Origin of the sequence: Lysinibacillus parviboronicapiens (genome assembly GCF_003049575.1) — a bacterium.
GTDB lineage: Bacteria > Bacillota > Bacilli > Bacillales_A > Planococcaceae > Lysinibacillus > Lysinibacillus parviboronicapiens.
Map to the genome: position 1 here is coordinate 1 of NZ_PYWI01000030.1, position 23,326 is coordinate 23,326.

A 23,326-nucleotide genomic window follows, 5' to 3' on the forward strand; every position below is an offset into this window, starting at 1 on the left:
ATAAACTTACCTCATTACTACAATAAATTTATTTTAGAATTAAATAGTGATAACTCTTTGAATAATAAACACTTTAATTCAATTAGAAAAACGATTAGAGAATATCAACTTCTATTAGAGGGAATCCCTTATAAGTATAAGAATACTAGATTTACGTATAAAGACTTGGAAGAGCTTTTGTATTCTAATTCCAAAGATATTAGGCGAGAGGCTTGGTTAGCAATAAATCAAATAAGAAATAAGTATTTATTTGATATAGAAAAACTATTTAAAAAAATAATTATAGAAAGAAATAATTTAGCATCAAAAAAAGGTCATGAAAATTACAAGGAATATGTATTGTCGAATAAAGATAAGCCAAGAGGATTAAGAGATATAACTTTAAATTTTGTTGAAACAAATATAGTTCCACTAAAAAAAATATATGAAGAAAAGCTATGTGAATCGTTAAACCTTGATTCATTAAACCCTTGGGATGTGAGGGTAGATAGTACTAATTTAATTTATAGATTTGCGAATGAAAGTGATTTTATAAATGTTATTGGTGAATCGCTTAAGGGAATTGATCTGGATATCTATCACTTTTTTCGTGATGAGTTAATTTATCGAGGTAATTATGATATAGATGTAAATGAAAACAAAGAAAATTTGAATTATTGTACTATTATTGGGGAAAAAGAAGCTGTTCCATTTGTATTTATGAACTTAAATTATAATTATCGAGATTTGATAAGTTTCATTCATGAAATTGGTCACGCTTTTCATTTTTATTCTGCTTATAAAAAAACACCTTTGAAATTTTATAGTAAACCTCAATTAGAAATAGCAGAAATAGGGAGTATGACTTTAGAATTAATATTTATCGAAAATTTAAAAAAGAATAGCTTACTAGAAAATAATGTGATTAAAGCTTTGGAGAAGTATTATTACTCAGATGTGTTATATACATTAACAGCTTCATGTATGTTTGAAGAATTCGAAAGACATATATATACTGAGCCAGATTCTATATTTTCCGATAAATTTAATATATTAATGGATAAATATAACGGTATCATAGATATGGGAAAATATAAAACTGAAATGAATCATCAATGGAGATTTTCAAAACATTTATTCTTAATCCCATTTTATTCATTAGAATATGCAATATCACAGTTGATAGGATGCTTAATACTTATTGATTATAAAAATGATCCTATTAAAACCCTGGAAAAATTTAAATTTACTTTATCTAAAGGAAATATTAACATTAAAGAATTTTTAACTAGCATGAATTTAGAATTTACTAAAGAAAAATTGAAAAGTGTTATGAATTTTTTAGAATCAAAACTAGAATAATTTAATAAACAAAGAGTGATTTAAAAGATAAATTTTGATGGAGCTGATTCTGTGGTAAATTTAAAGACATTTGGTTTATTGGATTCAATAAGTGATCAATTCCTTCACTTTGAAAGTCAAGGATATAGATTAGGTAGGGTAGTCTCGGAACATAAGGGGCTTTATAAAGTAATTACTGAGTTAGGTGAAGTTATTGGAAATTTACCAGGTAGTTTTTTGAATAAGGTCTCTGAAAGCTCAGATTATCCTGCAGTTGGTGATTGGGTATTATGTACAATAAGAGAGTATGAAATGAGAGCAACTATACATAAAGTATTTGAAAGATTTAGTAAAATTTCGCGAAATGCAGCTGGAAAAGCCAATCAAGAACAGGTTATTGCTACAAATATAAATACTGTGTTTATTACAGTATCTTTAAATAGTGATTTTAATTTAAGAAGAATTGAACGTTATTTAACAGCAACATATGATAGTGGTAGTAATCCAGTAATAGTACTTACCAAATGCGATCTTGTTAGTGAAGAAGAATTAATAAAAAGAATTGCAGAAGTTCGAGACATTGCTTTTGGCACTTCAATATATTGTGTTAGTGTCTTAACTGGAAAAGGGGTTGAGGAAATTGAAAAGTACTGTGGTGAGGGGCAAACAGTAGCTCTTTTAGGTTCTTCTGGGGCAGGGAAATCTACTTTATGTAATTATTTAACTGGTATAGAACTTCAAATAACTCAGGATATTAGAAATGATGACAAAGGGAGACACACAACGACTCACCGTCAATTAATTAACCTTCCATCTGGAGGGAATTTAATAGATACACCAGGTATGAGAGAGTTGCAAGTATGGGATACAAATAATAGTGTTACTAACAGTTTCACAGATATTAAAGAGCTTGCGTCAACATGTTATTTTAATAATTGTACACATATAAATGAACCTGGTTGCTCTGTACTGGGTGCTGTAGAGGAAAACTTACTTAATCAAGATAGATTAGATAACTATTTTAAAGTTGAAAATGAAATTAAACATTTAGAAAGGAAAAATGATAAAATAAAACAAAGTCAATTTAAGAAAAGTCAAAAGAAGGAAGCTCGTTACAGAAAAAAAATAAAAGGTAAATTTATTTAAATACAAGTTACTTAAAAATGATGGTGAAGAAATTGCTAGCCAATGGGTATTGGTAAAGGGCTTAAAGATGAGTCTATTTGTGATAAATTTAATTTGGCTATGAGAAGGAATTCTTCTTATAGCCTTTTTTGTATTTTATAAACCCTATAACTAGTGGTATGAAATCCAGATGCTAGAAGATTTTGATTTAATACGTACAAAATAGAAGTGAAGCGTAAACCCGTAATCAAATAACGCATATAAATAACCAGGCACCTCCGGTACTGAAGTGCTCTCTGTCAAGTAGACAGTGGAAATAATAAAAATACTTTATGCGGCTTGATCCCTGAATTCTAAAGAGCTCAAAACGTTTATCGTTATTAGAGCTATTGTTGTTACTGAATAAAGAGACAAATGCCATTTCTATTAAAACATGTACAGATACTTTAAAAATCAGATTTGCTGTATTGCTAGTCTTTAGGAAATTACTTTTCATCCCTCAATTTAATAAGATGGAGCGATGAGTAGGCCGTAAGCTATACAAAGTAATTTATATGTAGAGGAGTCTTCTTTGTGAGTCTAACAAACATTCTTTTTTGTTGTTCCGCTGATAACGGTTTACAGAGTTGTCCGAGAGTAAGGCAAAAGAAAAAAGTAGTATTGACGTTGAGAACATTCAATACTACTCATTTTATATTAAATGTAAGGACCGTTTAATTGAAGAAGCTTTTTTGTCTCAAAAGATACGATTGACATAAAACGATATACTATTGGTAAAGTATGAATGGGTCATTATGAAGAGAAATCCTTGAAATGTTATCAAACTAGGTGTTTTTACTAAACGGGGGAGAAACTTTATCGTGCAGATTTTTTAGAAGAAATAGCAAAATCACTCATAAATAAATCAACAATTACGTTGAAAAAAATGAGGTCTTGTGGTAAATTTATATGGATAGACATTGTATAATTTTTTTGTATATTATCCCTATTTTAATTATACGATACAATCAATTCTTTAGTCAACCCTTATATTTATTTTTTAAGGAGTGTTTGCTATGAAATCAGTATTGCAAGAGCAAAAACGAGTGAAAAGTGAAATGGAAATAATGAAGGAGCGAATCAGCAGACTAGAGGAAGAAACTAGCCAGCGCCAGAACGAAGTGATTTCTATCCGCAAATATGTTGAGGATGAAATCAAGGGGAATATGGATACCTTCGACGATTGTCTTAAGACCATCATTGGCTTAAGACAAGAGGCTCAAGCGTTGCCATAAATCAAAGCACCAAAAGACATACATACAAGAAATTGTCAGCGCTGCACCGTAGGCAGGAGGTTCCTTATAATCGAGGGAAGTGGGCGTAGCCGGCAGCGGCAAGATTTGCCGGTAACAATGCACTTTATTTAACGTAGAAAGTAGGACTGATTCTATTTGTCAAAGGAAACCAATTCTGTTCAAAAAAACCGCCATACGGCATGATTGCCATTTTATTTATCGGGGCCTTTGTTGCTATATTAAATGAAACATTACTAAACGTTGCCCTTCCATCTATTATGGAAGAATTCAATGTGAATGCAACTACAGTACAATGGCTCTCTACAGGTTACATGCTTATTAACGGTATTTTAATACCAGCGAGTGCGTTCTTCATTCAGCGCTTTTCTGATAAAAAGTTATTTATTACAGCAATGTTATTGTTTACTTTGGGCACACTCCTAGCTAGTATTGCACCTGCATTTGGTGTGTTATTAGGGGCACGAATGATTCAAGCTTCAGGCTCCGCAATTATGATGCCGTTATTAATGAATGTCATGCTTACCGCATTTCCAGTTGAAAAAAGAGGTACAGCAATGGGCATGTTTGGTCTTGTAATGATTACAGCTCCAGCGATTGGACCAACTCTTTCTGGATGGTTGATTGAGCATTACAGTTGGAGAATGTTATTCGATCTTGTTCTGCCAATTGCCGTTTTAACCTTAATTTTTGCAGTCTTTAAATTAAAAGATGTCACACCACAACGTGCTATTAAGCTTGATTTCATGTCTCTCGTTTTATCAAGCATAGGATTCGGTGGCTTGCTGTATGGCTTTAGTTCTGCAGGGAAAAAGGATGGGATAGTCCACTCGTGTACGGTACGATTATAATTGGTGCACTTGCTTTAATTACCTTTATAGTACGTCAACTTCGGATGGATGATCCAATGCTTGAGTTTCGTATCTACAAATATCCAATGTTCGCCTTGTCATCGGCTATTTCAATCGTGATTGCGGTCGCCATGTTTTCAGCAATGATCTTGATGCCAATCTATGTACAAACCATTCGTGGAATTTCACCTATGGACTCTGGCCTATTAATGCTTCCTGGAGCAATTGTTATGGGGATTATGTCGCCCATTACAGGGAAACTCTTTGATAAGTATGGGGCAAGAATTTTGGCCGTGAGTGGGTTGACCATTACCGTTGTGACATCTTATTACTTTAGCAAAATTGGTATGGATACGGCTTATTCTACCCTTGTGCTGCTGTATACCTTCCGTATGTTTGGGATGTCAATGGTCATGATGCCGGTCATGACAAATGGTTTGAATCAGCTACCAGCGATAAATAATCCACACGGAACAGCTATGAACAATACACTACAACAGGTATCAGGTGCCATTGGTTCCGCGTTGTTGATTACTGTAATGAACAACCAAACGACAGTAAAAGCAGAGGAATTAGCTGCTGACCATCTGCACAGGCTACAACTGAAATACAACAACAAATCATGAATGAAGCGATGTTACATGGTATTAATTTTACCTTTTTCATTTCTACATTGATTGCGGTTATAGCACTCATTCTGGCTTTCTTTATTAAAAGGGTAAAACCCAATCAGGAGGATAAGACGGATGAAGAAGTTGGGGTTCAACATGTAGATACTGGTAAAGAGTGATAAATATACTGAAAACCAGGTGATGCCTAGCTCTGGCACCGCCCGGTTTTTTTATTTCACAACCACCAATTCTTCAAAGCTCGATTACTATGATTAATTGCTTTAACATCCGCATGCTTTATTCTATAAAACAAAAGGAGAGTATGTATATTTCACCACTTTCTTCTATTCAACTAATCTGCACTGTTAGGTGATATGTAGTTAAAGATACTGCTGTCATCTCTTTTCAGGCGCGGCCATAGCTTTATAGTGTTACATATAACCAGCTCATTGATTTGTAGGGGCTTTTTCATTAACCATTCAATATAAGAAGTAACAGTTGGAATTGCAGGAATTATTTGTTTTTTAGTGTGGGTATAGTAACATAGTTATTGTGTTCGCAATGTGTGATTGTTCATTCGGTATTTTAACGATTAATTTGAGCAATTAAAGAGACTTCAACGATGAAGGACGGGGGTTAGATATGGAAAAAGAAGCGCTTATTTCAAAATTTCATAAAGAGCTAAGACAATATGCAGAGGTAGAGGGTTACAAAAGAGAAGCAACAGCAGATGTTGTGCGTCACATATCCCAGTTTGGTGAGAAGAGTTTTATTATTGCGTCTAACTTAACCGATGTTAATGTAGAAAAAGTAATTGAACAAGAAGTTAACTATTTTCGAAAGCTGAATCAACCTTTTGAATGGAAAGTATACAGTTATGATAAGCCGTCAAATTTAAAGGAGCGGCTTGCCCAGCAAGGCTTTACAATCGAAGATCCGGAAGCAGTGATGGTTTTAAAATTGGAACCACAGCATGCGCTACTATCGGAGACAACACCGCTCCATTTGCAGGAAATAACGGATGAACAAGGTATTCAAGATATTGTCAAACTAGAAGATACTATTTGGCATGTTTCACATCTAGAAATGGGCAACAGACTATGGCGGGTCAAACAAGCTATACCTGAAGCACTGCACCTTTATGGTGTTTATGAAGATGACCAGCTTGTTAGTGCGGCATGGATGTATACTGAAAACAAGTCATCCTTTGTCAGTTTATGGGGCGGTTCAACATTGCCTGACTACCGAGGAAGGGGCTATTATTCGGCACTTCTAGCCGCAAGGGCACAAAAAGCATTTGAACAAGGTTATCGTTATCTTACAGTCGATGCTAGTCCGATGAGTAGACCGATTCTCGAAAAATTTGGTTTTTGTTGTCTTGCTTATGCGTATCCTTGCGATTCACCATCGAATAACAGCTAAGTATTCGTGTATGCTATACCACAAGGACATTTTATTAAAGCTTTCTACGACTTTATCAGAAATAACTCATATAGTGCTTACTATTGATAAAAATACAGTGCAAGTCACATCCAATCGGGTGTGGCTCTTTGGTGCCTTTATGGAGTCGTGAATGGAATTGGGAGTAATCAAAAGGTTATTGCTAGGCAATTCTGACACCAAAACGTTTTAAACGCGACTGGACATTCAAGATTACGACATGCGTTTAGAAAAGTAGTCGACTTTGTGAACAGGACTGACTTTTGCAGTAAAAGGAATCAGAGGTTTGAAATTGTTTTCATTCCTAGAATATGCTTTACTAGTAGTGAATTGGATGAGGAAAGGTTTTAATAAAGTATGAAAAACAAGCAATGGACAATTACGATGGTTTTGGTAGTTGTCAGTATTTTTTTAGTGGCACTGAATATGCGTCCTGCTGTGACCGCTATTGGACCACTGTTTACGATATTGATGGAATCGCTTCATGTTTCGAATACTCAGATGAGTCTATTAACATCAATTCCGGTGTTTTGTATGGGGCTCTTTGCACCAGTTGCTGTGCCATTGCAAAAAAAGCTTGGAACGAAGACGGCGATCATGCTGCTGGTAGTAATCGTCCCTAGCAAATGGCTTGCGGTTTCTTGAGGAAAATTATGTACTGCTTGTGGCCACAAGCTTTGCGGCTGGCTTTGCCATTGCCATTATCGGGCCGATTGTAAACGCCTATATTAAGGAAAAATTCCCGAAGCGCTTTGCGACAGTCGTTGGCGTTTATTCTTTTGGCATTGGAACGGGTGCAACATTGAGTGCGGCGTTGACAGTATCATTTTATAATCGTTTTAATCAACATTGGACAGTTGCGCTTGGTAGTTGGGTAGTGCTTGCAGTTATAGCATTCGTTTTTTGGTTACTCGTTGTTCGAAGCGAGCAGGATTATTTGACGAGTCAAGAAGAGACGACACAAGGAGCAGCACGCAATCCTTGGAAAAATCGTCGTGCATGGACAATCTTAGTGTACTTTGGCTTACAAACATCATTATTCTTTTCGATGATGTCTTGGTTATCGCCAATGTTGCAGGATAAAGGCTTTTCACTTGTTGCCGCAAGCTCCATGTTAACATATATGTCGATTGTTCAAATGATTGGTAATATTGTTATTCCAATGCTGATGGAGAAGTGGCCAAACCGCATTACATGGCTAGTTGCATTAGGGGCACTTGGCATAATAGGCTTTATATTATTATGGGTAGGTACAGGAGCAATGTTATGGGTGGCAGTATTCATCATCGGTATTGTTTTAAGTGGCTTATTTCCAATTGGCTTATTACTACCACTTGATGAAGCACGCACTAACGAAGAAGCAAATAGTTGGTCTTCAATGGTGTTATCAGGTGGTTTTATGATGAGTTCGATCATTCCTATTTTAATCGGCTATTGCTATGACGTGACAGGAAATCACGCCTTTACGTATGTTATTTTTATCGTATTAATGCTTGGTATTATTACAACAACCTTTATCTTAAAGAAAAATAATTAAAAGGCATGCTGCGAAAAAGTAGCATGCCTTTTCTTTCCAATATGACGAATTTTGTAGGTAAATGTACGTAAAAGTGTATGCCTAAATAGAGATTTAATAGGTGTTTAGATATAGTTAGTTGGTGAGTGCTATAATATCAAAAAAATATTTCACTAATAATATTATTATGTAAACTTGAAACGTTTGAAAACCTTGTTTATGATAGGAAAGAGGAAAGATGCTTAAATAGAAAGTTTTGGTGAACGTATGCGAAAAAAGATGCTCATACTCGGAGCGGCAAGTCTGCTATTAACAGGCTGTGGCGATCAATCGGTTGCTGAAATGTTTAAATCGGAAAAGGCACAAGTAAAAACGGAAAAGTCTGTGAGTAATTCAGAACAAAAGATTGTACCAGAGGTAAAAGTCGTTGGGGAGAACGGTATCGGTGCAGGTATTATTGTGAAACAGGAGCCGAATATGCTCTATATTGTGACGAATGGTGCACTTGTTGCTTCGAAGCCTACTGCACTCGTACAACTTAGTAACGATAAAACGGTTGCGGCTGATGTTTACTATATGTCTACTGCTTATAATATCGCGATTTTACAAGTTAAGTACAAAGCTTCAGTAAATGTGCCAGTTGTCTATAGTGGTGAATTAAATAAGCTGGCTGTTTATGTGGACGGCTTACCACACACCATCAATAAATATAGCGATAGAGTAGCTGCCTATTATGTAGATGCGGATGAAGAATTGCCACTAGGAAGCCCAGTAATGGCAGCAGAGAATGGTGAAATCGTGGGCATTTATTTTAATCGACGGCACAACGGCGCTTCACAACCATACATACTGCCATTTAAAGATATTGCACAGCTATTAGATGAATGGATTGCAGAGGGGATGAAAACAAAGGATCGCTTATCACAATCCAAAAACTTGTACCCTTATATTGAAGAAGGGGATAAAGAGGGCGTCAAACAAGCGGTAGAAAAGTACGGTAAAAATGTTTTTGCCTACAATGCCGATGAAGTGAAAATTTTTATTGATACTTTTCATGAACATTTAAAAGCTGCCGTCACAATCAATGATGCAAGCGTCATGAAAAAAGTAACGGGTGCAGATGATTTACAAAGTACTATGGATAGCATGGTAGCTTACTACGCATCAAAAAATGCAAAAATCCACTTTTCAAATACAAATATTAAAAGTATTGACATGGTAGGACAAAATATTGTGGTACGAGCAAAAACAGAGTACGTGCTGATAAATTCAGCGGGGCAGGAGGCACTTGCCAACTCCTTGATGAAATATGAAATTTTCAAAAATGAACAGGGCGAATATAAGCTTATTCGTCTTACTGCTGAGGAGTGAGGTATAGAATGGAGCAAGCAAGACAAATGTTACAACACCACTTTGGCTACGATTCATTTCGCATTGGACAGGCACAAATTATAGAGCAGGCCTTAAGTGGACAGTCAAGTCTTTGCGTGATGCCAACGGGCGGTGGGAAATCCATTTGCTATCAAATTCCTGCACTGATGTCAAAGGGGATTACAATTGTCATTTCACCGCTAATTTCACTTATGCAAGATCAGGTAGAATCGTTACGTGCCGCAAATATACCTGCTGCTTACATCAATAGTACGTTAACAGCTCAGGAAGTAGATGAAACGATGCAGTTAGCGAGTGCAGGTTATTTAAAGTTGCTCTATATTGCCCCAGAGAGACTAGAAAGTACATCGTTTTTACAAGCACTATCTCATTTTAATGTCCCTTTAGTTGCTGTTGATGAGGCGCATTGTATATCCCATTGGGGCCATGATTTCCGACCAAGCTACCGTGCCATTCAAAAGTTATTTACATTGTGGTCTCACAAGCCGACTGTCTTAGCACTTACTGCGACTGCAACACCCGCTGTGTGCGAAGATATTCGACAATTATTAGATATTGACGAGCAAGCGACAGTCATTACCGGCTTTGCACGTGAAAATCTGTCTTTTTCAGTGTTAATTGGTGAAAACAAAGAACGTTTTATAAAAAATTATATTGAAAAAAACAATCATGAAGTGGGCATTATTTATGCGGCGACTAGGAAAGCGGTAGACGGGTTGTATGAGGTGTTATCCCGCTCTGGTGTATCTGTTGCTAAATATCATGCAGGGTTATCTGAGGACATGCGTATGTCTGAGCAAGAACGCTTTTTGAAGGATGAAGCCCGCATCATGGTGGCAACCAATGCATTTGGTATGGGAATTGATAAGAGTAATGTCCGTTTTGTTATTCATTATCAAATGCCACGTAATATGGAGAGTTATTATCAGGAAGCGGGTCGTGCAGGTCGTGACGGTTTGCCAAGTGCTTGTATTCTGCTTTATGCATCTGGAGATGTCCAGACACAACGTTTTTTAATCGAGCAAACACAAGATGAAACTCGAATTGCCCAAGAGTTAGCAAAGCTTCAAACCATGGTGGATTATTGTCACACAGAAGGTTGTTTGCAAAATGCCATTTTGACGTATTTTGGAGAGCTAGCAGGTGAGCCGTGTGGACGATGCGGTAATTGTAATGATGAACGTGAAGTGAAGGATGTTACAGTAGAAGCACAAAAGGTATTAGCTTGTGTAGTGCGGATGGGGCAAAAATTTGGCAAAACGATGGTGGCACAAGTATTAATTGGTTCGAAAAATCAAAAAGTCTTGGAATTTGGTTTTACGAGGCTTTCCACATATGGCATATTAAAGGGTCATTCTTCAAAGGAAGTATCGAATTTTATTGAATTCTTAATTGCAGAGGGGTTACTTGCCGTGAAGCATGGCACGTTCCCGACGATTTATGTGTCCGATGAAGGCAAAGCCGTTCTTCTTGGTGAACATCAGGTAACGCGAAAAGAAGCGGTCACTGTACGTAGACTTGCAGAGAATGATCCATTATTTGAGCATTTACGATTGTTGAGAAAAGACATTGCTGACGAGGAAAGTGTACCACCGTTTGTGGTGTTCTCTGATAAGACCTTACGTGAGTTATGTGACAAAAAGCCGACCGAGCTAGAAGGACTTCGAAATGTGAGTGGTATTGGGGAAGTGAAATTTGAGAAATATGGCAAGCGTTTCTTTGAGGCACTACAGTCGTTTACAGAAAGTAACGGATAAGTCGTAAAATTGTCGCCTCTTACAACAGGGGGCGGCAATTTTTGCGTATGAACGTAATGGCATGAACTAAATTTACATGTATCAGCAAATGATAACCACGTATTTTGAGCAGACTTTGTTCACAATACGTGGTTATTTAATGCGATTTATGATCTGACTTTGACAACGTGTTCTAAGAGTTGTTTTTTATATGTTTTTGACATCCTCCTCCGTGATAACAATTTTAACAACGAGCACTATGCAGTGTTCATAGTTAGCATTGTTTGTGGAACGGGACCTTATAAGAAATCCGCTAGAATCTATCATGACATCTCTCGCAACAAGCGTCTTATTGTGCTTTACATATAAACTAATATGCTATTGCAGACTGCTATATTATTTCTTCCAGTGTTGTTCAATAAATGTATCACGTCCAGAGATAGTACGATCTTGTTTATAATGTTGTGGTTCTTTTTTATAATAATCCTGATGGTAATCTTCCGCTGGATAAAAGTGTTGAGCATCACGAATAATGGTTACAATAGGTTTATCAAAGCGACCACTTTTAGCAAGCTTTTCCTTCGAGGCTATTGCTATGTGCTTTTGTTCCTCCGTATATGTAAAAATTGCAGTCGCATAAGAAGCACCGCGGTCATGGAATTGACCATATGCATCGGTAGGATCAATTTGCATCCAGTAGATATCTAGTAACTGCTCATAGCTAAAAATGGCTGCATCATATTCAATTTCGACCACTTCTAAATGGCCGGATGTTCCTTTTTTTACATCTTCATAGGTCGGGTTTTCTATGTGACCACCCATATAACCAGAAGTGACTTTATGTATACCATCCCATTCAACAAATGGCTTTACCATACACCAAAAACAACCGCCAGCAAATGTAGCTTTTTCAATCATTTTACTCATCCTCTCTTTTGTGAAAATAGTATAGCATTTTTTTGCTCATTACTGGTAATTTAGGTGTAGAATAACGGGTAGATAGATTTTACGAGTTAGTAGTATAAAAAATGAAACTTTACGTACTATCAATCGTTAAATTAACTATAAAAATTAGAGGAGTTAATGAGTTATGGAAGAGGAAGAGTATACAAGACGCTCGCAACGTCCCAAAAAACGCCGTTTACGGAAAGGGCGCGCCATTTTTACGTTGTTGCTACTGTTTGTCATTGTAATAGCTGTTTATTCGGTTATACAATATCGAAGCGGCTTACAATTAGCATCAGATACAAAGGTGGCACAGGAAGATTTTAGCGGCGATCAAATAAAAGGCGATATTGAAAACTATTTATTATTAGGTATTGATACTCGTGGTGAAGAAAAATCACGTACAGATACAATGATGGTGTTATCTTGGAATAAGGCTACGAATGATGTGAAACTTGTGTCGTTTATGCGGGATATTTATGCGGATATACCTGGCTATCAGTCCTATAAATTAAACACAGCCTACTATTTAGATGGCGTCCAACTTTCAAAGGAAACGATTAGCAATATGTTTGGCTTGCCGATCCATCATTATGCACTTGTCGATTTTAAAAATTTTGAATCACTTGTTGATATTTTAGCGCCAAATGGTGTTGAAATGGATGTAGAAAAGGATATGTCCGAAAAAATCGGCGTCACGCTTACACAGGGTGTGCATCATTTAAATGGTCAGGAATTACTCGGCTATGCTCGATTCCGACAAGATGCTGAAGGGGACTTCGGTCGAGTGGCACGTCAGCAGAAAGTAATTGAAGCATTGAAAAATGAAATATTAGCGCCTCAAAACATCCTCAATTTACCGAAATTCGTTGGGGCTGCACAGGGCTATATAACAACAGATTATTCATCAGCTGGTGAAATTCAGCAAGTTCTGAAAATGCTCTCTAAAGGGAAGGTATCGATTGAGAAAGCTACAGTGCCAATCGAAGGAAGCTATGAATTCCAAAACTTTAGCCACGCTGGTTCAGCCATCGTTATTGATGTTGAAAAAAACAAAGAATTTTTACGTGAATTTTTAGGTATTTCATTAGAGTGATTTTTAGCAAAAGCCAACATTATCCTGTAATATAAAGGGAGAGCAACTGGATTGGGGTGACTATATGGAAAAAGAAAGACCGAAAGAGCGGTCAAATTTGTTTTCGACGAAATTTATTCGCTTTCTAGGTGGTAAAAACTTATTATTTACATTGTTTATTTTATTATTACTTGCATGTGTTATTTTTATGTTCGATAAAGTTTCCTTCATATTTACCCCCCTTCAAGTATTATTTGAAGTGGTTATTTTACCAGGAGTACTGGCAGTCATCGGATATTATTTATTGCGTCCATTACTAGCCATTTTAGAAAACTGGCGGATTCCAAGAATTTGGGGCATCTTAATTTTATATATTGGGGTTATTGGCGTAATTACTTTACTCGTCGTACTTGTGTATCCGTTCTTGCGGGAACAATTTACGAATTTAGCCCAAGAATTCCCTGTGTATTTTATGGCACTCACGCAAAAAATTGTGGATTACTTGAATAATTCACGTATCAATGAATACTTAGATAATATTAATTTTAACTATGAGCAAGTTGTTACGAATTTCACAACTGATATGGTTGAAACGGTAAAAGACACGGCAGCCAATTTAGCGCAAGGTGTTGCTACAGGTATTACAGGCTTTTTATCAACCTTAACAGGAATCATTCTATCACTTGTAACGGTACCATTTATATTATTTTACTTATTAAAGGATGGCGAAAACCTACCGAAATTTATTATAAAGATTTGCCCGCCACGTATGCGTAAAGGTTTACATGAAGTGTTGCACGATATGGACAAGCAAATTAGTTCATACATACAGGGTCAAATTTTAGTTTCTATGTGTATTGGGGCAATGGTAACGATTGGTTTTTTGATTATCGGTATGGATTACGCGTTATTACTTGGTTTCCTTGCGATGATTACCAGTGTTGTACCGTATTTAGGGCCGGTTATCGCCATTACGCCTGCAGCAATTATTGCGCTCGTGACATCGCCATTTATGCTTATTAAACTAGCGATAGTATGGACTGTTGTTCAGCTGATTGAAGGGAAATTTATTTCTCCACAAATTATGGGGAAATCATTAAGTATCCATCCAATTTCCATTATTTTCGTTTTGTTAACAGCAGGTTCGTTATTCGGCGTCCCAGGTGTCATTTTAGGGATTCCTGGATACGCAATCTTAAAAGTTTTTGTGAAGCATATGTTCAGACTGTTTAAACTGCGTTACAACCGCTATGAGGATGAGGCACAGCAAAAATATGATGTGTGAATTAAAACAGTTGCTACGACTTGTAGCAACTGTTTTTTAGCGAAACAAGGCAAAAGGCCATCAGCCATTATTTTATATCTACAAAACAATAAAGTCCTTCCAACTAATATGTGCGGAAGGACTTTATTGAATTAATGGCTACTTAATAGGTCTAGTCATTTATTTGTAATTATTGCGCGCTCTATTTTCCCACCATGATAACAGTAGTATCTTTCTACATCCATGTGTTTAATGCTGTGAAGTGATTGTTGTGCAGTTTCAATATCTAAGCAAAAATGTGGGTTGGCAATTTTCAATTCATTATTTTCTACTATAGCGGCATCGCCAGTAATGACTGTTTTTAATGCGGGAATATGCAGAGAAATATGACCAGATGTATGCCCAGGCGTTGATATGACGACACATTCATTACTGAGAATACAATCGCCATTGCTTACGATTGTATCGACTTGCACATGCTTTAAACAGGTTAATTGTTTAATGAATGCTTGTCCAAATTCCTTTTGAGTATCTGGTAATACTTCTAACATCTTCTCAGCTTGTAGTAATCTTTCTGATTTAGTGGTTCCTTCAATCGCATCTTTTTCAATTGCACTCGCCATAATTTTAAGGTGAGGGTATTTGACTTTAAAATCAAACAAAGAACCGATGTGATCGTCATCATAATGTGTAATGATAATATTTTTTAGATCGTTCATTTTATAACCGAGTGCAATGATTCGTTGTTCTATCATTGGCATAAACTGTGGGTATCCAGTATCTACTAATGTTAAATCATTATTATCAATAATTAACGTAGGGTATATAAAGTGTGTTTCGTTATTGTAGTGATAAGGTAAAGCCAATTCTTCTATTTTTATCATAGTTTTTCCTCCAACCTACACGATTGTATGATTCGGTAGTCAATACTTATCATTATATACCATAGCAATTGGATAAACATTTATAATAAATTTTGCTCGTTTACAAGTAATTGAATAAATAAAGGGTCTGTTCAAAAGTTGAAAAATCGACAATTGAACAGACCCTATATCGTTAGTGGTTATTAGTGTTGCAGCTGTAGTTGTACTTGTGCTAAACGATCAACTGCTTCTTGCAGTACTTCTTTAGGTTGTACTAAAGCTAAACGTAAATAGCCTTGTCCTGCAGAGCCAAATACTGTTCCAGGCACTGTCACAACGCCTACTTGTTCAATGAGCTTGAAAGCAAGTTCTGTGCAATCCATATCGTACGGATATTTTGCCCAGACAAACATGCCACCATTTGAAGGGGCCGCATCCCATCCGAGGCCACGTAAGCCATTCATCAACGTTTTATGACGCTCAGAGAATGTTGCACGCAAGTTTGCGGTAATTTCCTCTGCGTTATCTAGTGCGACTACTGCAGCGTCTTGAATTGGTTCAAAGATACCGAAATCTAAATTAGATTTAAGTTGCTTCATAATGGCAATCATCTCTGCGTTCCCCGCGATATAAGCAATACGTGTACCAGCTAAGCTAAAGCTTTTTGAAAGAGAGTTAATTTCCATGCCAACTTCTTTTGCTCTAGGGGCTGAAAGGAAACTAATCGGACCTTCTCCTGTAAAGTAAAACTCTGAATAAGCAGCATCATGTAATACGATGACGTTATATTTTTTCGCAAAGGCAATCACTTTTGCAAAATAATCTAAAGAGGGCATTGCAGGAACTGGGTTACCAGGTAAGTTTAAAATAAGTAGCTTTGCCTTGTGCGCAATTTCTTCTGGCACAGCATCTAAATCCGGTAAAAAGTTATTTTCAGCTGTTTGTGGCATGTAATAGGGTGTTGCGCCTGCAAGATGAATTCCAGCATCGTAGGCAACATATGCTGGATTTGTTGAAAGAACGATGTCTCCTGGATCACAAAAGGCCATTGGTAAATGTACTAAACCTTCTTGAGAGCCAATTGTTTGTATGATTTCACAAGCGGGGTCTAAATCCACATTGCTACGTCTTTTGTAATAGCGACTAACTGAATCATAAAAACGTTGGGTGCCTGTTAATGTGTAACCATATGACTCTGCTAGATTCGCTCTATATGATAATTGCTCGCGAATTTTTTCATGTGGGGGAAGGTCAGGGCTACCTAAACTTAAATCAATCATAGTCATGCCTTTTGCTTGTTGTTGTTTTGCGAAGTTTTTTAAATCTCCAAAAATAGCTGGTGTAAATAATGACATTTTTTTTGATGGTTCGATTTTCAAACGACTACACTCCTTATAGTTGTATAACAGAATAGTAGTACACATTTTATCATACTAAAGCGCATAAAGGGGAAGTTATTCTGAAAAAAGAATATATTTTTGTAATGGAGAAGATGTGCGCATAGACTAGAAGAAATATTTTAAAATCTGGTGTAAACTAAAAGAAAATAAATAGTATCTATGCTTCTACGGCGGGATTATTTGAGGCCTTCAACTCATATTACGAAAGTTAGGGGGGAGTTACATGAAAGTATGTTCGTTAAGTGGACCTAGTGGAACAGGAAAAAGTACAAGTGCCCTTGTTTTTGCTCATAAGGTAGGAATAGAGGCTATTATTGATGATGGTTTACTGATCGTAAACGGAGTCAAAGTAGCGGGCGTATCCGCAAAATTTGAGAAAAATACAATTACAGCGGTCCGACGCGCTATCTTTTCTGATGATGGACATTGTGAGGACGTAAAAAAAGCACTTGGTACATACAACGTTCAATCCATTTTACTGATTGGGACGTCAGATAAAATGACGAAAAGTATTGCCAAACGATTAGAGCTTGGTCCAATCAGTACGTATTACTACGTGGATGATGTCCGTTCCCAAAAGGAAATCCAAAAGGCACGCTTTATCCGAGAAACGCAAGGAAAACATGTCATGCCTATACCATATCGTCAAGTGGAACAAAATTTCTTTAAACGACTAGTTCAAAAGGGCAAAGAGATTTTCTCGCCAAAACGAGAGAAAATTGGTGAAACAACGATCGTTCGGCCTGATTTTCAACAGCAATATATTGAAATAGAAAAGCAAGTTTATGTGCAGCTTATTACTTATAACTGTACACAACAAGAAATTGTGCAGAAGGTGGAACAAGTGCAATTTAGCCTTGGAGAGCAGGCTAAGGCTGCTATAACGCTGCAACTAAAGATGCCTATTGATTATTCATTGCGCGATCGATTGTCTCAGTTACAAGAAGCGGTGCAAACATCATTTTATCAGCATTTTGGCTATGAGCTAGATGCCATTCACCTTCATATTAAGTCAGCAGTGTTAAAGAAAAAGTAAAACCCAGGTACTCTATTTGCCAAGAGGCGAGAAGAGTACCTGGGGTTTATTTAGGTTGACGCTTGAAATGTGGCTGACGTTTTTCAACAAAGGCAGCACAGCCCTCAGAAAAATCAGCACCTACAAATGGGGTAGAACCTTGCCATAACTTTGGCACACTATCTACACACTCTTGGACAGATTGTTTGACGGCGAGTAATGATTGTGGTGACATACCAGCGACAAGTTTCCCCATACGAATCATGTACTTATTTAAGTCCTTTTCAGCGACTAAATAGTTTAAGAGCCCAAGTTTGAAAGCTTCTTCTGCTTTAAACATACGCCCTGTAAATACTAAATCCTTCGTGGTAGATGGACCAACAAGCTGGACTAAGCGTTGAGCAAATTTGTTATTGAGGGTAATTCCTAATTTACCCACTGGAATCCCTAATTTTGCTTTTTCAGAACCGATGCGGATATCGCAGGCTAATGCAAGTTCTAAACCAGCGCCCATTGCAGGCCCATTGATAACGCCGATTGTTGGAATGGGCAATCGTTCAATTGTTGAGATGGTTTTTTCCATATGTACAAATGCTTCTTCCGCTTTTTCCAACGAGATAGCATTGAATTCTTTAATATCGGAACCAGCTGTGAAGTTTTCACCAGAACCTCGTAAAATGAGCACTTTATTTTTAGGATTATCCAATACTTGTAGTGCAATCTTTGCTAATTGATCCCACATATTTGCTGTTAGTGCATTTTTCGCCTGAGGACGGTGGATTGTAATAATGGCTAGTCCAGCAGTTTCCTGATAGATAATTTTAGCATCCTCTGCTTCAAGTCGTGTCGTTCTTACTTGCATAATTGAAAAGCCCCCCACATTAAGATAATATCCTTATTATATAACACAAACGGCAATAAACACTAAATTATACGAATTTTCATGTAAATTTAGTCTGTTACACAAGAAAAGAGGCAAATTCAAGAAATTGTACTACAACAGTGGGATGTAGATTTACTATTGTAATAAAGCAAAAGATGTGAGAAACTATTTTCAGAACATGTGTTTCTTTATTACGAAAGAGGCATTTCCATGTTAGAAGCGATGGCGTTCATCATGTTACAGATTATCCGACACTAAGTTTTGGAAAAATATCCATTGCACACACCTCAAATTAATATAAAATAGAATAATAATTACCTGCACCAGCAAATAAGGAGGTATTTTAATGATTGCATTATGGGATGCTTGGGAAAGTTACTTATTGTTATTAAATTCTTTGAAGAAAAGTGCAGCAACAAAAAAGCAATATAATCTGGATGGACAGCAATTTTTAACATTTGCAAATAAGGAAAACTATCTTTTTTTGGACAACCAATTTAAAGAATTATTATTTTTATATAGTAATCATCTGAAGGAAATGTATGCGAATGTGAATACGTACAATCATAAAATTGCTACACTTCGTAGTTTTGTGGAATTTGTATTTTTACGTGAGTGGGTTGAACCATTTGATTATCAATTGATTTTACAACCAATGAAGAGAGAGAAAGAAGCATTAAAAATACTGTCAAAAGAGCAATTAATAAAGATAGTTGATGTATGGCCAACATATTTTCAATTTGCCAAAACAAAAGAGCATGTATGGCTAGCAAGACGCAACGGCTGTATTGTACAAATGTTACTGGAGACAGGGTGCAAACCGGCAGAGCTTGTACGCATGAAATGGACGCATTTACTTACAGATGCCTCACTAATTTATGTATCTAACAATAACGGTCGAAGAGAAATTAAACTTTCGAATATTCTAATTGAGATGTTGCAGCATTACAAAGTAGCAACCGAAGAAATTCATCAGGAGAAGGTTGGGGAATGGCTGTGGGTGAGTGAAGCGAGCCAGACAAAATCCATCACAACAAAGACTGTAGAGCGCATATTCCAAACAATTTCAAAAGAAATTGGGACGGCTGTCCGAGCAACTGATTTACGTTATACAGTGATACAAAAGGCCTTACAAAGTGAAAAAACAATTGAAATTATTCAACAAAAAATGGGTTATGTACGAAAGTGGGTATTAACGGAAAGAGGAGAACGTTTTAAATAGTGCGTGCAGGAAATAGTATCATTATCATTCAACTAATCGCTGCACGCTATTTTACAAGTGATTCAAAGCTTTAACAGTTACTTTTACAGATAATTCGTGTTTACCGCCTGTATAAACACCTTCGACAGGGCTTATATCTGAGTAATCTCGCCCAATACATAAGATGATGTGATTTTCTAGTACTTCCACATTATTTGTTGGGTCTAAACCAATCCATCCAATACCGGGAATCATTACTTCTACCCAAGCATGTGTAGCTATATCGCCGATTAGGGCAGAGTTGTCATCGACATATAAATAACCACTCACATAACGTGCGGGAATGCCCTTTGCTCGTAAAACGGCAAGCATGACATGTGTGAAATCCTGACAAACGCCTCTTTTTAAAATGAAAGCCTGACTTGCAGTTGTGGTTACATCTGTAGCATCTGAATCATATTCAAATGTTGAATATAAATACTGCATTAAATTAAGGGAAAATAGCACTGGGTTTTCGGCATGACCAATCGCATGATAAACTTCCTCTAACTGTACTTCGGTCATAAAGGTAAAGTTAGTTGACTTTAAATAGGGTAAATAATGCTCATAAAAAAGTTGAGAATGAAAAATTGTTTGCATCTCTGGTGAATATTGAATACGGTGTATAAATGGCGCTCGTTGAATACTCACAATAGATGTTGTCTGAATTTCTAGCTCTTGGTGTTGCTCTGGGATATAAAAAGTTCCGACAGTGTTTCCCCAAATGTCCAAATGCTCACGCGTGAGTGAAGAAGGTGTAATTGTGATACGATAAGAGAGTAAGCGCTGTCGTTCATCGCTCCTAGGCTTTAAGCGGATTGTGTTCAAACTTTGATCGACTTCAGACTCATATTGAAAAATATTTGTATGCTGAATTTCAAATTTCATAGTGTCCGCTTCCTTTTCATTACTGACTTGCTTGTTGAAAGGGAGCTGTATGTTGTTCCTTTCATAATTGCGCGCTGGGTTCATATAAATGATAAGTTGTTGCAAATGTATGACTAAAATCGATACATTGCCACAATCTTTCCTCCATTGAAAAAATAGCTTCTTCTAATGTGATTGTCAATACGTCTATATTAATCATTGCTACTAGTAAAGCTTTTAACGGATTGTTGACTGCTAAAAATCGAGCAGATAGATGGTCTTTTTCAATATGCATAAAGGCCTCTTCTAGTTTATTGAAACAAAACATTACTGAGCTTGGAAAATGTTCATCATGTAATAGATATTGAATGACACAAGCCAAGTTCGTTTGGCGATGCTTTCTTAAATAAGATTCTGTCGCTTTCGATAAATCTAACAGAAACGCTCCGTCCGCTTCTTGTATGGAACTTGCCATCTGTTTTTGTTGCTCTAGCATAATTAATGCCATACGAATCGTTTTTTCCGCCCGTTCCATCCATTTTCCGACTTGCATAAAATAAAACGGTAAATCCCGATCCATGGAACCTTCAATTAACCCTGTTACAGTCAAGGATGTCTTTCGCACATTTTGTAAAAAATAGTTAAGCGATATGAGTGGAAAAGGTTTTTCACGTTCAATAATTTCCTGCTGTAAATATAAATAGAAAGAGTTCTGCAATTCCCAAAGCTCGATAGGGATACTATCACGTGTTATGCGTGCATTTTCTCGAATTGCACGCAAGGTTGCAAGGAGGGCATTACTATTTTTTTCGGAAAATAATAGATATTCAATAAGTGGATTGACACGTCTGGATTCATAATACGACATAAATTCTTCTTTTGACGCACAAATATCTAATATGGCTTCCCAATGATCGATATATTCATTTTCCTTCCCAGATTGCTCCAACATATTCAACAGCTGTACTTGTAATATATGTGCGTTCGTTTCTGTTCGTTCGCTATATCTTGCCATCCAGTATAGTGCATCTGCTACTCGACTTAGCATGCTGTATTTCCTCCTTTAATATCCACGTATCTTTTGCTCCTCCACCTTGTGAAGAATTGACAACTAATGATCCTTCTTTTAAGGCAACACGTGATAAACCTCCAGGTAGTACATAAATGTCATCACCCTTCATGACGTACACACGTAAATCGACATGACAAGGATAAAATCGCCCATCCTGATAAGCAGGGGCACGTGACAATTGAATAGTTGGTTGAGCAATGTATTGATGAGGATTTTCTAAAATTTTCTGCCGGAAAAGCGCTATGTCCTCGTCACTAGCATGTGGTCCGATAAGCATATCATAACCACCAGAAGCACTGACATTTTTTACAACAAGTTCGTGTAAATGATCGAGTACCCATGCACGTTGCTCATCATCATGTAAAAGATATGTTACCACATTTTCTAAAATTGGTTCCTCTTTTAAATAGTAACGAATCATATCGGGCACATAAACATAGATGGCCTTATCATCCGCTACGCCATTTCCTACAGCATTTAAAATCGCAACATTTCCTGCCTTATAAGCAGCCATAATATTCGCTACACCTAATAAAGAATCCTCGCGAAATACTGTTGGGTCTAAAAAATCATCATCAATTCGGCGATAAATAATATCTACTTGCTCTAGCCCATAAATTGTCTTCATATACACCATGTCACCCTGTACAATCAAATCTCGCCCTTCTACAAGCGGAATATTCAGCTGCTGTGCTAAAAAGACATGATCATAATAGGCTGAATTATACATGCCTGCTGTTAATAAGACAGCTTTAGGATCAGCACTGGCATCTAGTTTACGTGGACGATGTGCAAGGAGTGCCTTTTTCATAAACGCCATCTGTCTTTCGAGTGAAAGGATTGTATGCTTTGAGAAAAATTCTGGATACACTTCCTTCATTACATGACGATTTTGGAATACATACGACATGCCTGAGGGATTACGTAAATTATCTTCTAACACACGGTACACACCATTTTCATCGCGAATTAGATCAATACCTGCTAAAAAAATATGATTATCAATGGGTATTTGTACACCTACTATTTCTTTAAAATAATATGGATTGCTTTTTACAAGCCATTTCGGAATGACACCATCTTGTATAATAATCTGTTCATGATAGACATCATGTAAAAAACAATTCAAGGCTTCGACACGTTGTTTCATACCCGCTTCAATCACTGCCCATTGCTTATTAGGAATGATAATTGGAACAAAATCGAAGGGCATTGTTCGCTCCGTTCCACCCTGTGCACCATATACAGTAAATGTAATACCTTGTCTTAGGAAGCTCGATTGGGCTTGTTGATTTTTTTCTTCTAGCTGTTCTTTTGAAAATGCGCCTAACTTACGATGGAAGGACCGGTAGTGTGGTTTGGGTTGATTTCCATCTAGCATTTCATCAAAAAACAAACCGGATTCGTACAATTTCATAG

Annotated in this window: 19 protein-coding genes and 1 pseudogene; 13 read left to right on the forward strand and 7 right to left on the reverse strand. The window is 36.8% G+C overall.

Going from position 1 to position 23,326, the window contains the following annotated elements; translation table 11 throughout:
• The 9 genes and pseudogenes from C9J35_RS19045 to recQ all read left to right on the forward strand — a co-directional run.
• A partial coding sequence (locus C9J35_RS19045) for a M3 family metallopeptidase (RefSeq protein ID WP_167396010.1) occupies positions 1-1,341 on the forward strand: 1,341 nt, incomplete at its 5' end.
• 51 nt (positions 1,342-1,392) lie between these two features.
• Positions 1,393-2,466 (forward strand): ribosome small subunit-dependent GTPase A, encoded by a 1,074-nt coding sequence (gene rsgA / locus C9J35_RS19050; protein ID WP_235616373.1) that lies wholly within the window; start codon positions 1,393-1,395, stop codon positions 2,464-2,466.
• A gap of 1,034 nt (positions 2,467-3,500) precedes the next feature.
• On the forward strand, positions 3,501-3,719 hold the full coding sequence (locus C9J35_RS19055; RefSeq protein ID WP_054767739.1) for a hypothetical protein: 219 nt from the start codon (positions 3,501-3,503) through the stop codon (positions 3,717-3,719).
• A 200-nt stretch (positions 3,720-3,919) separates the two neighbouring features.
• Positions 3,920-5,378: pseudogene (locus tag C9J35_RS19060) on the forward strand (DHA2 family efflux MFS transporter permease subunit).
• A gap of 463 nt (positions 5,379-5,841) precedes the next feature.
• A complete protein-coding gene (locus tag C9J35_RS19065) occupies positions 5,842-6,621 on the forward strand; it encodes a GNAT family N-acetyltransferase (RefSeq protein WP_054767740.1) in 780 nt (259 codons plus the stop codon).
• Between the two features lie 375 nt (positions 6,622-6,996).
• Complete coding sequence (locus C9J35_RS24335; protein WP_235616374.1) at positions 6,997-7,284, forward strand: hypothetical protein; 288 nt, start codon at positions 6,997-6,999, stop codon at positions 7,282-7,284.
• A 19-nt stretch (positions 7,285-7,303) separates the two neighbouring features.
• The gene (locus C9J35_RS19070; protein WP_235616375.1) at positions 7,304-8,176 is read left to right on the forward strand and encodes an MFS transporter; all 873 of its coding nucleotides are present in this window, start codon (positions 7,304-7,306) and stop codon (positions 8,174-8,176) included.
• Between the two features lie 246 nt (positions 8,177-8,422).
• On the forward strand, positions 8,423-9,526 hold the full coding sequence (locus tag C9J35_RS19075) for a TcaA NTF2-like domain-containing protein (protein ID WP_107925984.1): 1,104 nt from the start codon (positions 8,423-8,425) through the stop codon (positions 9,524-9,526).
• Between the two features lie 8 nt (positions 9,527-9,534).
• Complete coding sequence (gene recQ, locus C9J35_RS19080) at positions 9,535-11,304, forward strand: DNA helicase RecQ (protein WP_107925986.1); 1,770 nt, start codon at positions 9,535-9,537, stop codon at positions 11,302-11,304.
• Between the two features lie 375 nt (positions 11,305-11,679).
• On the opposite strand, the gene msrA is transcribed toward recQ, so the two are convergent.
• Positions 11,680-12,201 (reverse strand): peptide-methionine (S)-S-oxide reductase MsrA, encoded by a 522-nt coding sequence (gene msrA / locus C9J35_RS19085; RefSeq protein WP_107925988.1) that lies wholly within the window; start codon positions 12,199-12,201, stop codon positions 11,680-11,682.
• Between the two features lie 172 nt (positions 12,202-12,373).
• Here msrA and C9J35_RS19090 point away from each other — a divergent pair, with 172 nt between their 5' ends.
• Together C9J35_RS19090 and C9J35_RS19095 are read left to right on the forward strand one after the other, a co-directional pair.
• The gene (locus tag C9J35_RS19090) at positions 12,374-13,324 is read left to right on the forward strand and encodes an LCP family protein (RefSeq protein WP_107925990.1); all 951 of its coding nucleotides are present in this window, start codon (positions 12,374-12,376) and stop codon (positions 13,322-13,324) included.
• Between the two features lie 64 nt (positions 13,325-13,388).
• Entirely contained in the window at positions 13,389-14,588 is a 1,200-nt protein-coding gene (locus C9J35_RS19095) for an AI-2E family transporter (protein WP_107925992.1), read from the forward strand.
• Between the two features lie 155 nt (positions 14,589-14,743).
• On the opposite strand, the gene C9J35_RS19100 is transcribed toward C9J35_RS19095, so the two are convergent.
• Together C9J35_RS19100 and C9J35_RS19105 are read right to left on the reverse strand one after the other, a co-directional pair.
• Positions 14,744-15,448 (reverse strand): MBL fold metallo-hydrolase, encoded by a 705-nt coding sequence (locus tag C9J35_RS19100; protein ID WP_054767750.1) that lies wholly within the window; start codon positions 15,446-15,448, stop codon positions 14,744-14,746.
• Between the two features lie 185 nt (positions 15,449-15,633).
• On the reverse strand, positions 15,634-16,809 hold the full coding sequence (locus tag C9J35_RS19105) for an aminotransferase class I/II-fold pyridoxal phosphate-dependent enzyme (RefSeq protein WP_107925994.1): 1,176 nt from the start codon (positions 16,807-16,809) through the stop codon (positions 15,634-15,636).
• Between the two features lie 244 nt (positions 16,810-17,053).
• On the opposite strand from C9J35_RS19105, the gene C9J35_RS19110 reads away from it, so the two are divergent.
• On the forward strand, positions 17,054-17,866 hold the full coding sequence (locus C9J35_RS19110) for a hypothetical protein (RefSeq protein ID WP_107925996.1): 813 nt from the start codon (positions 17,054-17,056) through the stop codon (positions 17,864-17,866).
• Positions 17,867-17,912: 46 nt separating this feature from the next.
• On the opposite strand, the gene C9J35_RS19115 is transcribed toward C9J35_RS19110, so the two are convergent.
• Positions 17,913-18,707, reverse strand: a complete 795-nt coding sequence (locus C9J35_RS19115) for an enoyl-CoA hydratase/isomerase family protein (RefSeq protein ID WP_107925998.1) — start codon at positions 18,705-18,707, stop codon at positions 17,913-17,915.
• 367 nt (positions 18,708-19,074) lie between these two features.
• On the opposite strand from C9J35_RS19115, the gene C9J35_RS19120 reads away from it, so the two are divergent.
• On the forward strand, positions 19,075-19,950 hold the full coding sequence (locus C9J35_RS19120) for a tyrosine-type recombinase/integrase (protein ID WP_107926000.1): 876 nt from the start codon (positions 19,075-19,077) through the stop codon (positions 19,948-19,950).
• 51 nt (positions 19,951-20,001) lie between these two features.
• On the opposite strand, the gene C9J35_RS19125 is transcribed toward C9J35_RS19120, so the two are convergent.
• The 3 genes from C9J35_RS19125 to C9J35_RS19135 all read right to left on the reverse strand — a co-directional run bounded on the left by C9J35_RS19125 (position 20,002) and on the right by C9J35_RS19135 (position 23,324).
• Positions 20,002-20,856, reverse strand: a complete 855-nt coding sequence (locus tag C9J35_RS19125) for a transglutaminase family protein (RefSeq protein WP_107926002.1) — start codon at positions 20,854-20,856, stop codon at positions 20,002-20,004.
• A gap of 61 nt (positions 20,857-20,917) precedes the next feature.
• On the reverse strand, positions 20,918-21,883 hold the full coding sequence (locus C9J35_RS19130) for an alpha-E domain-containing protein (protein ID WP_107926004.1): 966 nt from the start codon (positions 21,881-21,883) through the stop codon (positions 20,918-20,920).
• Complete coding sequence (locus tag C9J35_RS19135; RefSeq protein ID WP_107926006.1) at positions 21,837-23,324, reverse strand: circularly permuted type 2 ATP-grasp protein; 1,488 nt, start codon at positions 23,322-23,324, stop codon at positions 21,837-21,839. The genes C9J35_RS19130 and C9J35_RS19135 overlap by 47 nt, the downstream gene beginning before the upstream one ends.
• Positions 23,325-23,326: the final 2 nt, after the last annotated feature.

Excerpts from the sequence above, each read along its gene's own strand:
- C9J35_RS19055 (WP_054767739.1), top strand. The coding sequence starts at position 3,501 with ATGAAATCAGTATTGCAAGAGCAAAAACGAGTGAAAAGTGAAATGGAA.
- C9J35_RS19065 (WP_054767740.1), top strand. The coding sequence starts at position 5,842 with ATGGAAAAAGAAGCGCTTATTTCAAAATTTCATAAAGAGCTAAGACAA.
- C9J35_RS24335 (WP_235616374.1), top strand. The coding sequence starts at position 6,997 with ATGAAAAACAAGCAATGGACAATTACGATGGTTTTGGTAGTTGTCAGT.
- C9J35_RS19075 (WP_107925984.1), top strand. The coding sequence starts at position 8,423 with ATGCGAAAAAAGATGCTCATACTCGGAGCGGCAAGTCTGCTATTAACA.
- recQ (WP_107925986.1), top strand. The coding sequence starts at position 9,535 with ATGGAGCAAGCAAGACAAATGTTACAACACCACTTTGGCTACGATTCA.
- msrA (WP_107925988.1), bottom strand. The coding sequence starts at position 12,201 with ATGATTGAAAAAGCTACATTTGCTGGCGGTTGTTTTTGGTGTATGGTA.
- C9J35_RS19090 (WP_107925990.1), top strand. The coding sequence starts at position 12,374 with ATGGAAGAGGAAGAGTATACAAGACGCTCGCAACGTCCCAAAAAACGC.
- C9J35_RS19095 (WP_107925992.1), top strand. The coding sequence starts at position 13,389 with ATGGAAAAAGAAAGACCGAAAGAGCGGTCAAATTTGTTTTCGACGAAA.
- C9J35_RS19110 (WP_107925996.1), top strand. The coding sequence starts at position 17,054 with ATGAAAGTATGTTCGTTAAGTGGACCTAGTGGAACAGGAAAAAGTACA.
- C9J35_RS19115 (WP_107925998.1), bottom strand. The coding sequence starts at position 18,707 with ATGCAAGTAAGAACGACACGACTTGAAGCAGAGGATGCTAAAATTATC.
- C9J35_RS19120 (WP_107926000.1), top strand. The coding sequence starts at position 19,075 with ATGATTGCATTATGGGATGCTTGGGAAAGTTACTTATTGTTATTAAAT.
- C9J35_RS19125 (WP_107926002.1), bottom strand. The coding sequence starts at position 20,856 with ATGAAATTTGAAATTCAGCATACAAATATTTTTCAATATGAGTCTGAA.
- C9J35_RS19130 (WP_107926004.1), bottom strand. The coding sequence starts at position 21,883 with ATGCTAAGTCGAGTAGCAGATGCACTATACTGGATGGCAAGATATAGC.
- C9J35_RS19135 (WP_107926006.1), bottom strand. The coding sequence starts at position 23,324 with ATGAAATTGTACGAATCCGGTTTGTTTTTTGATGAAATGCTAGATGGA.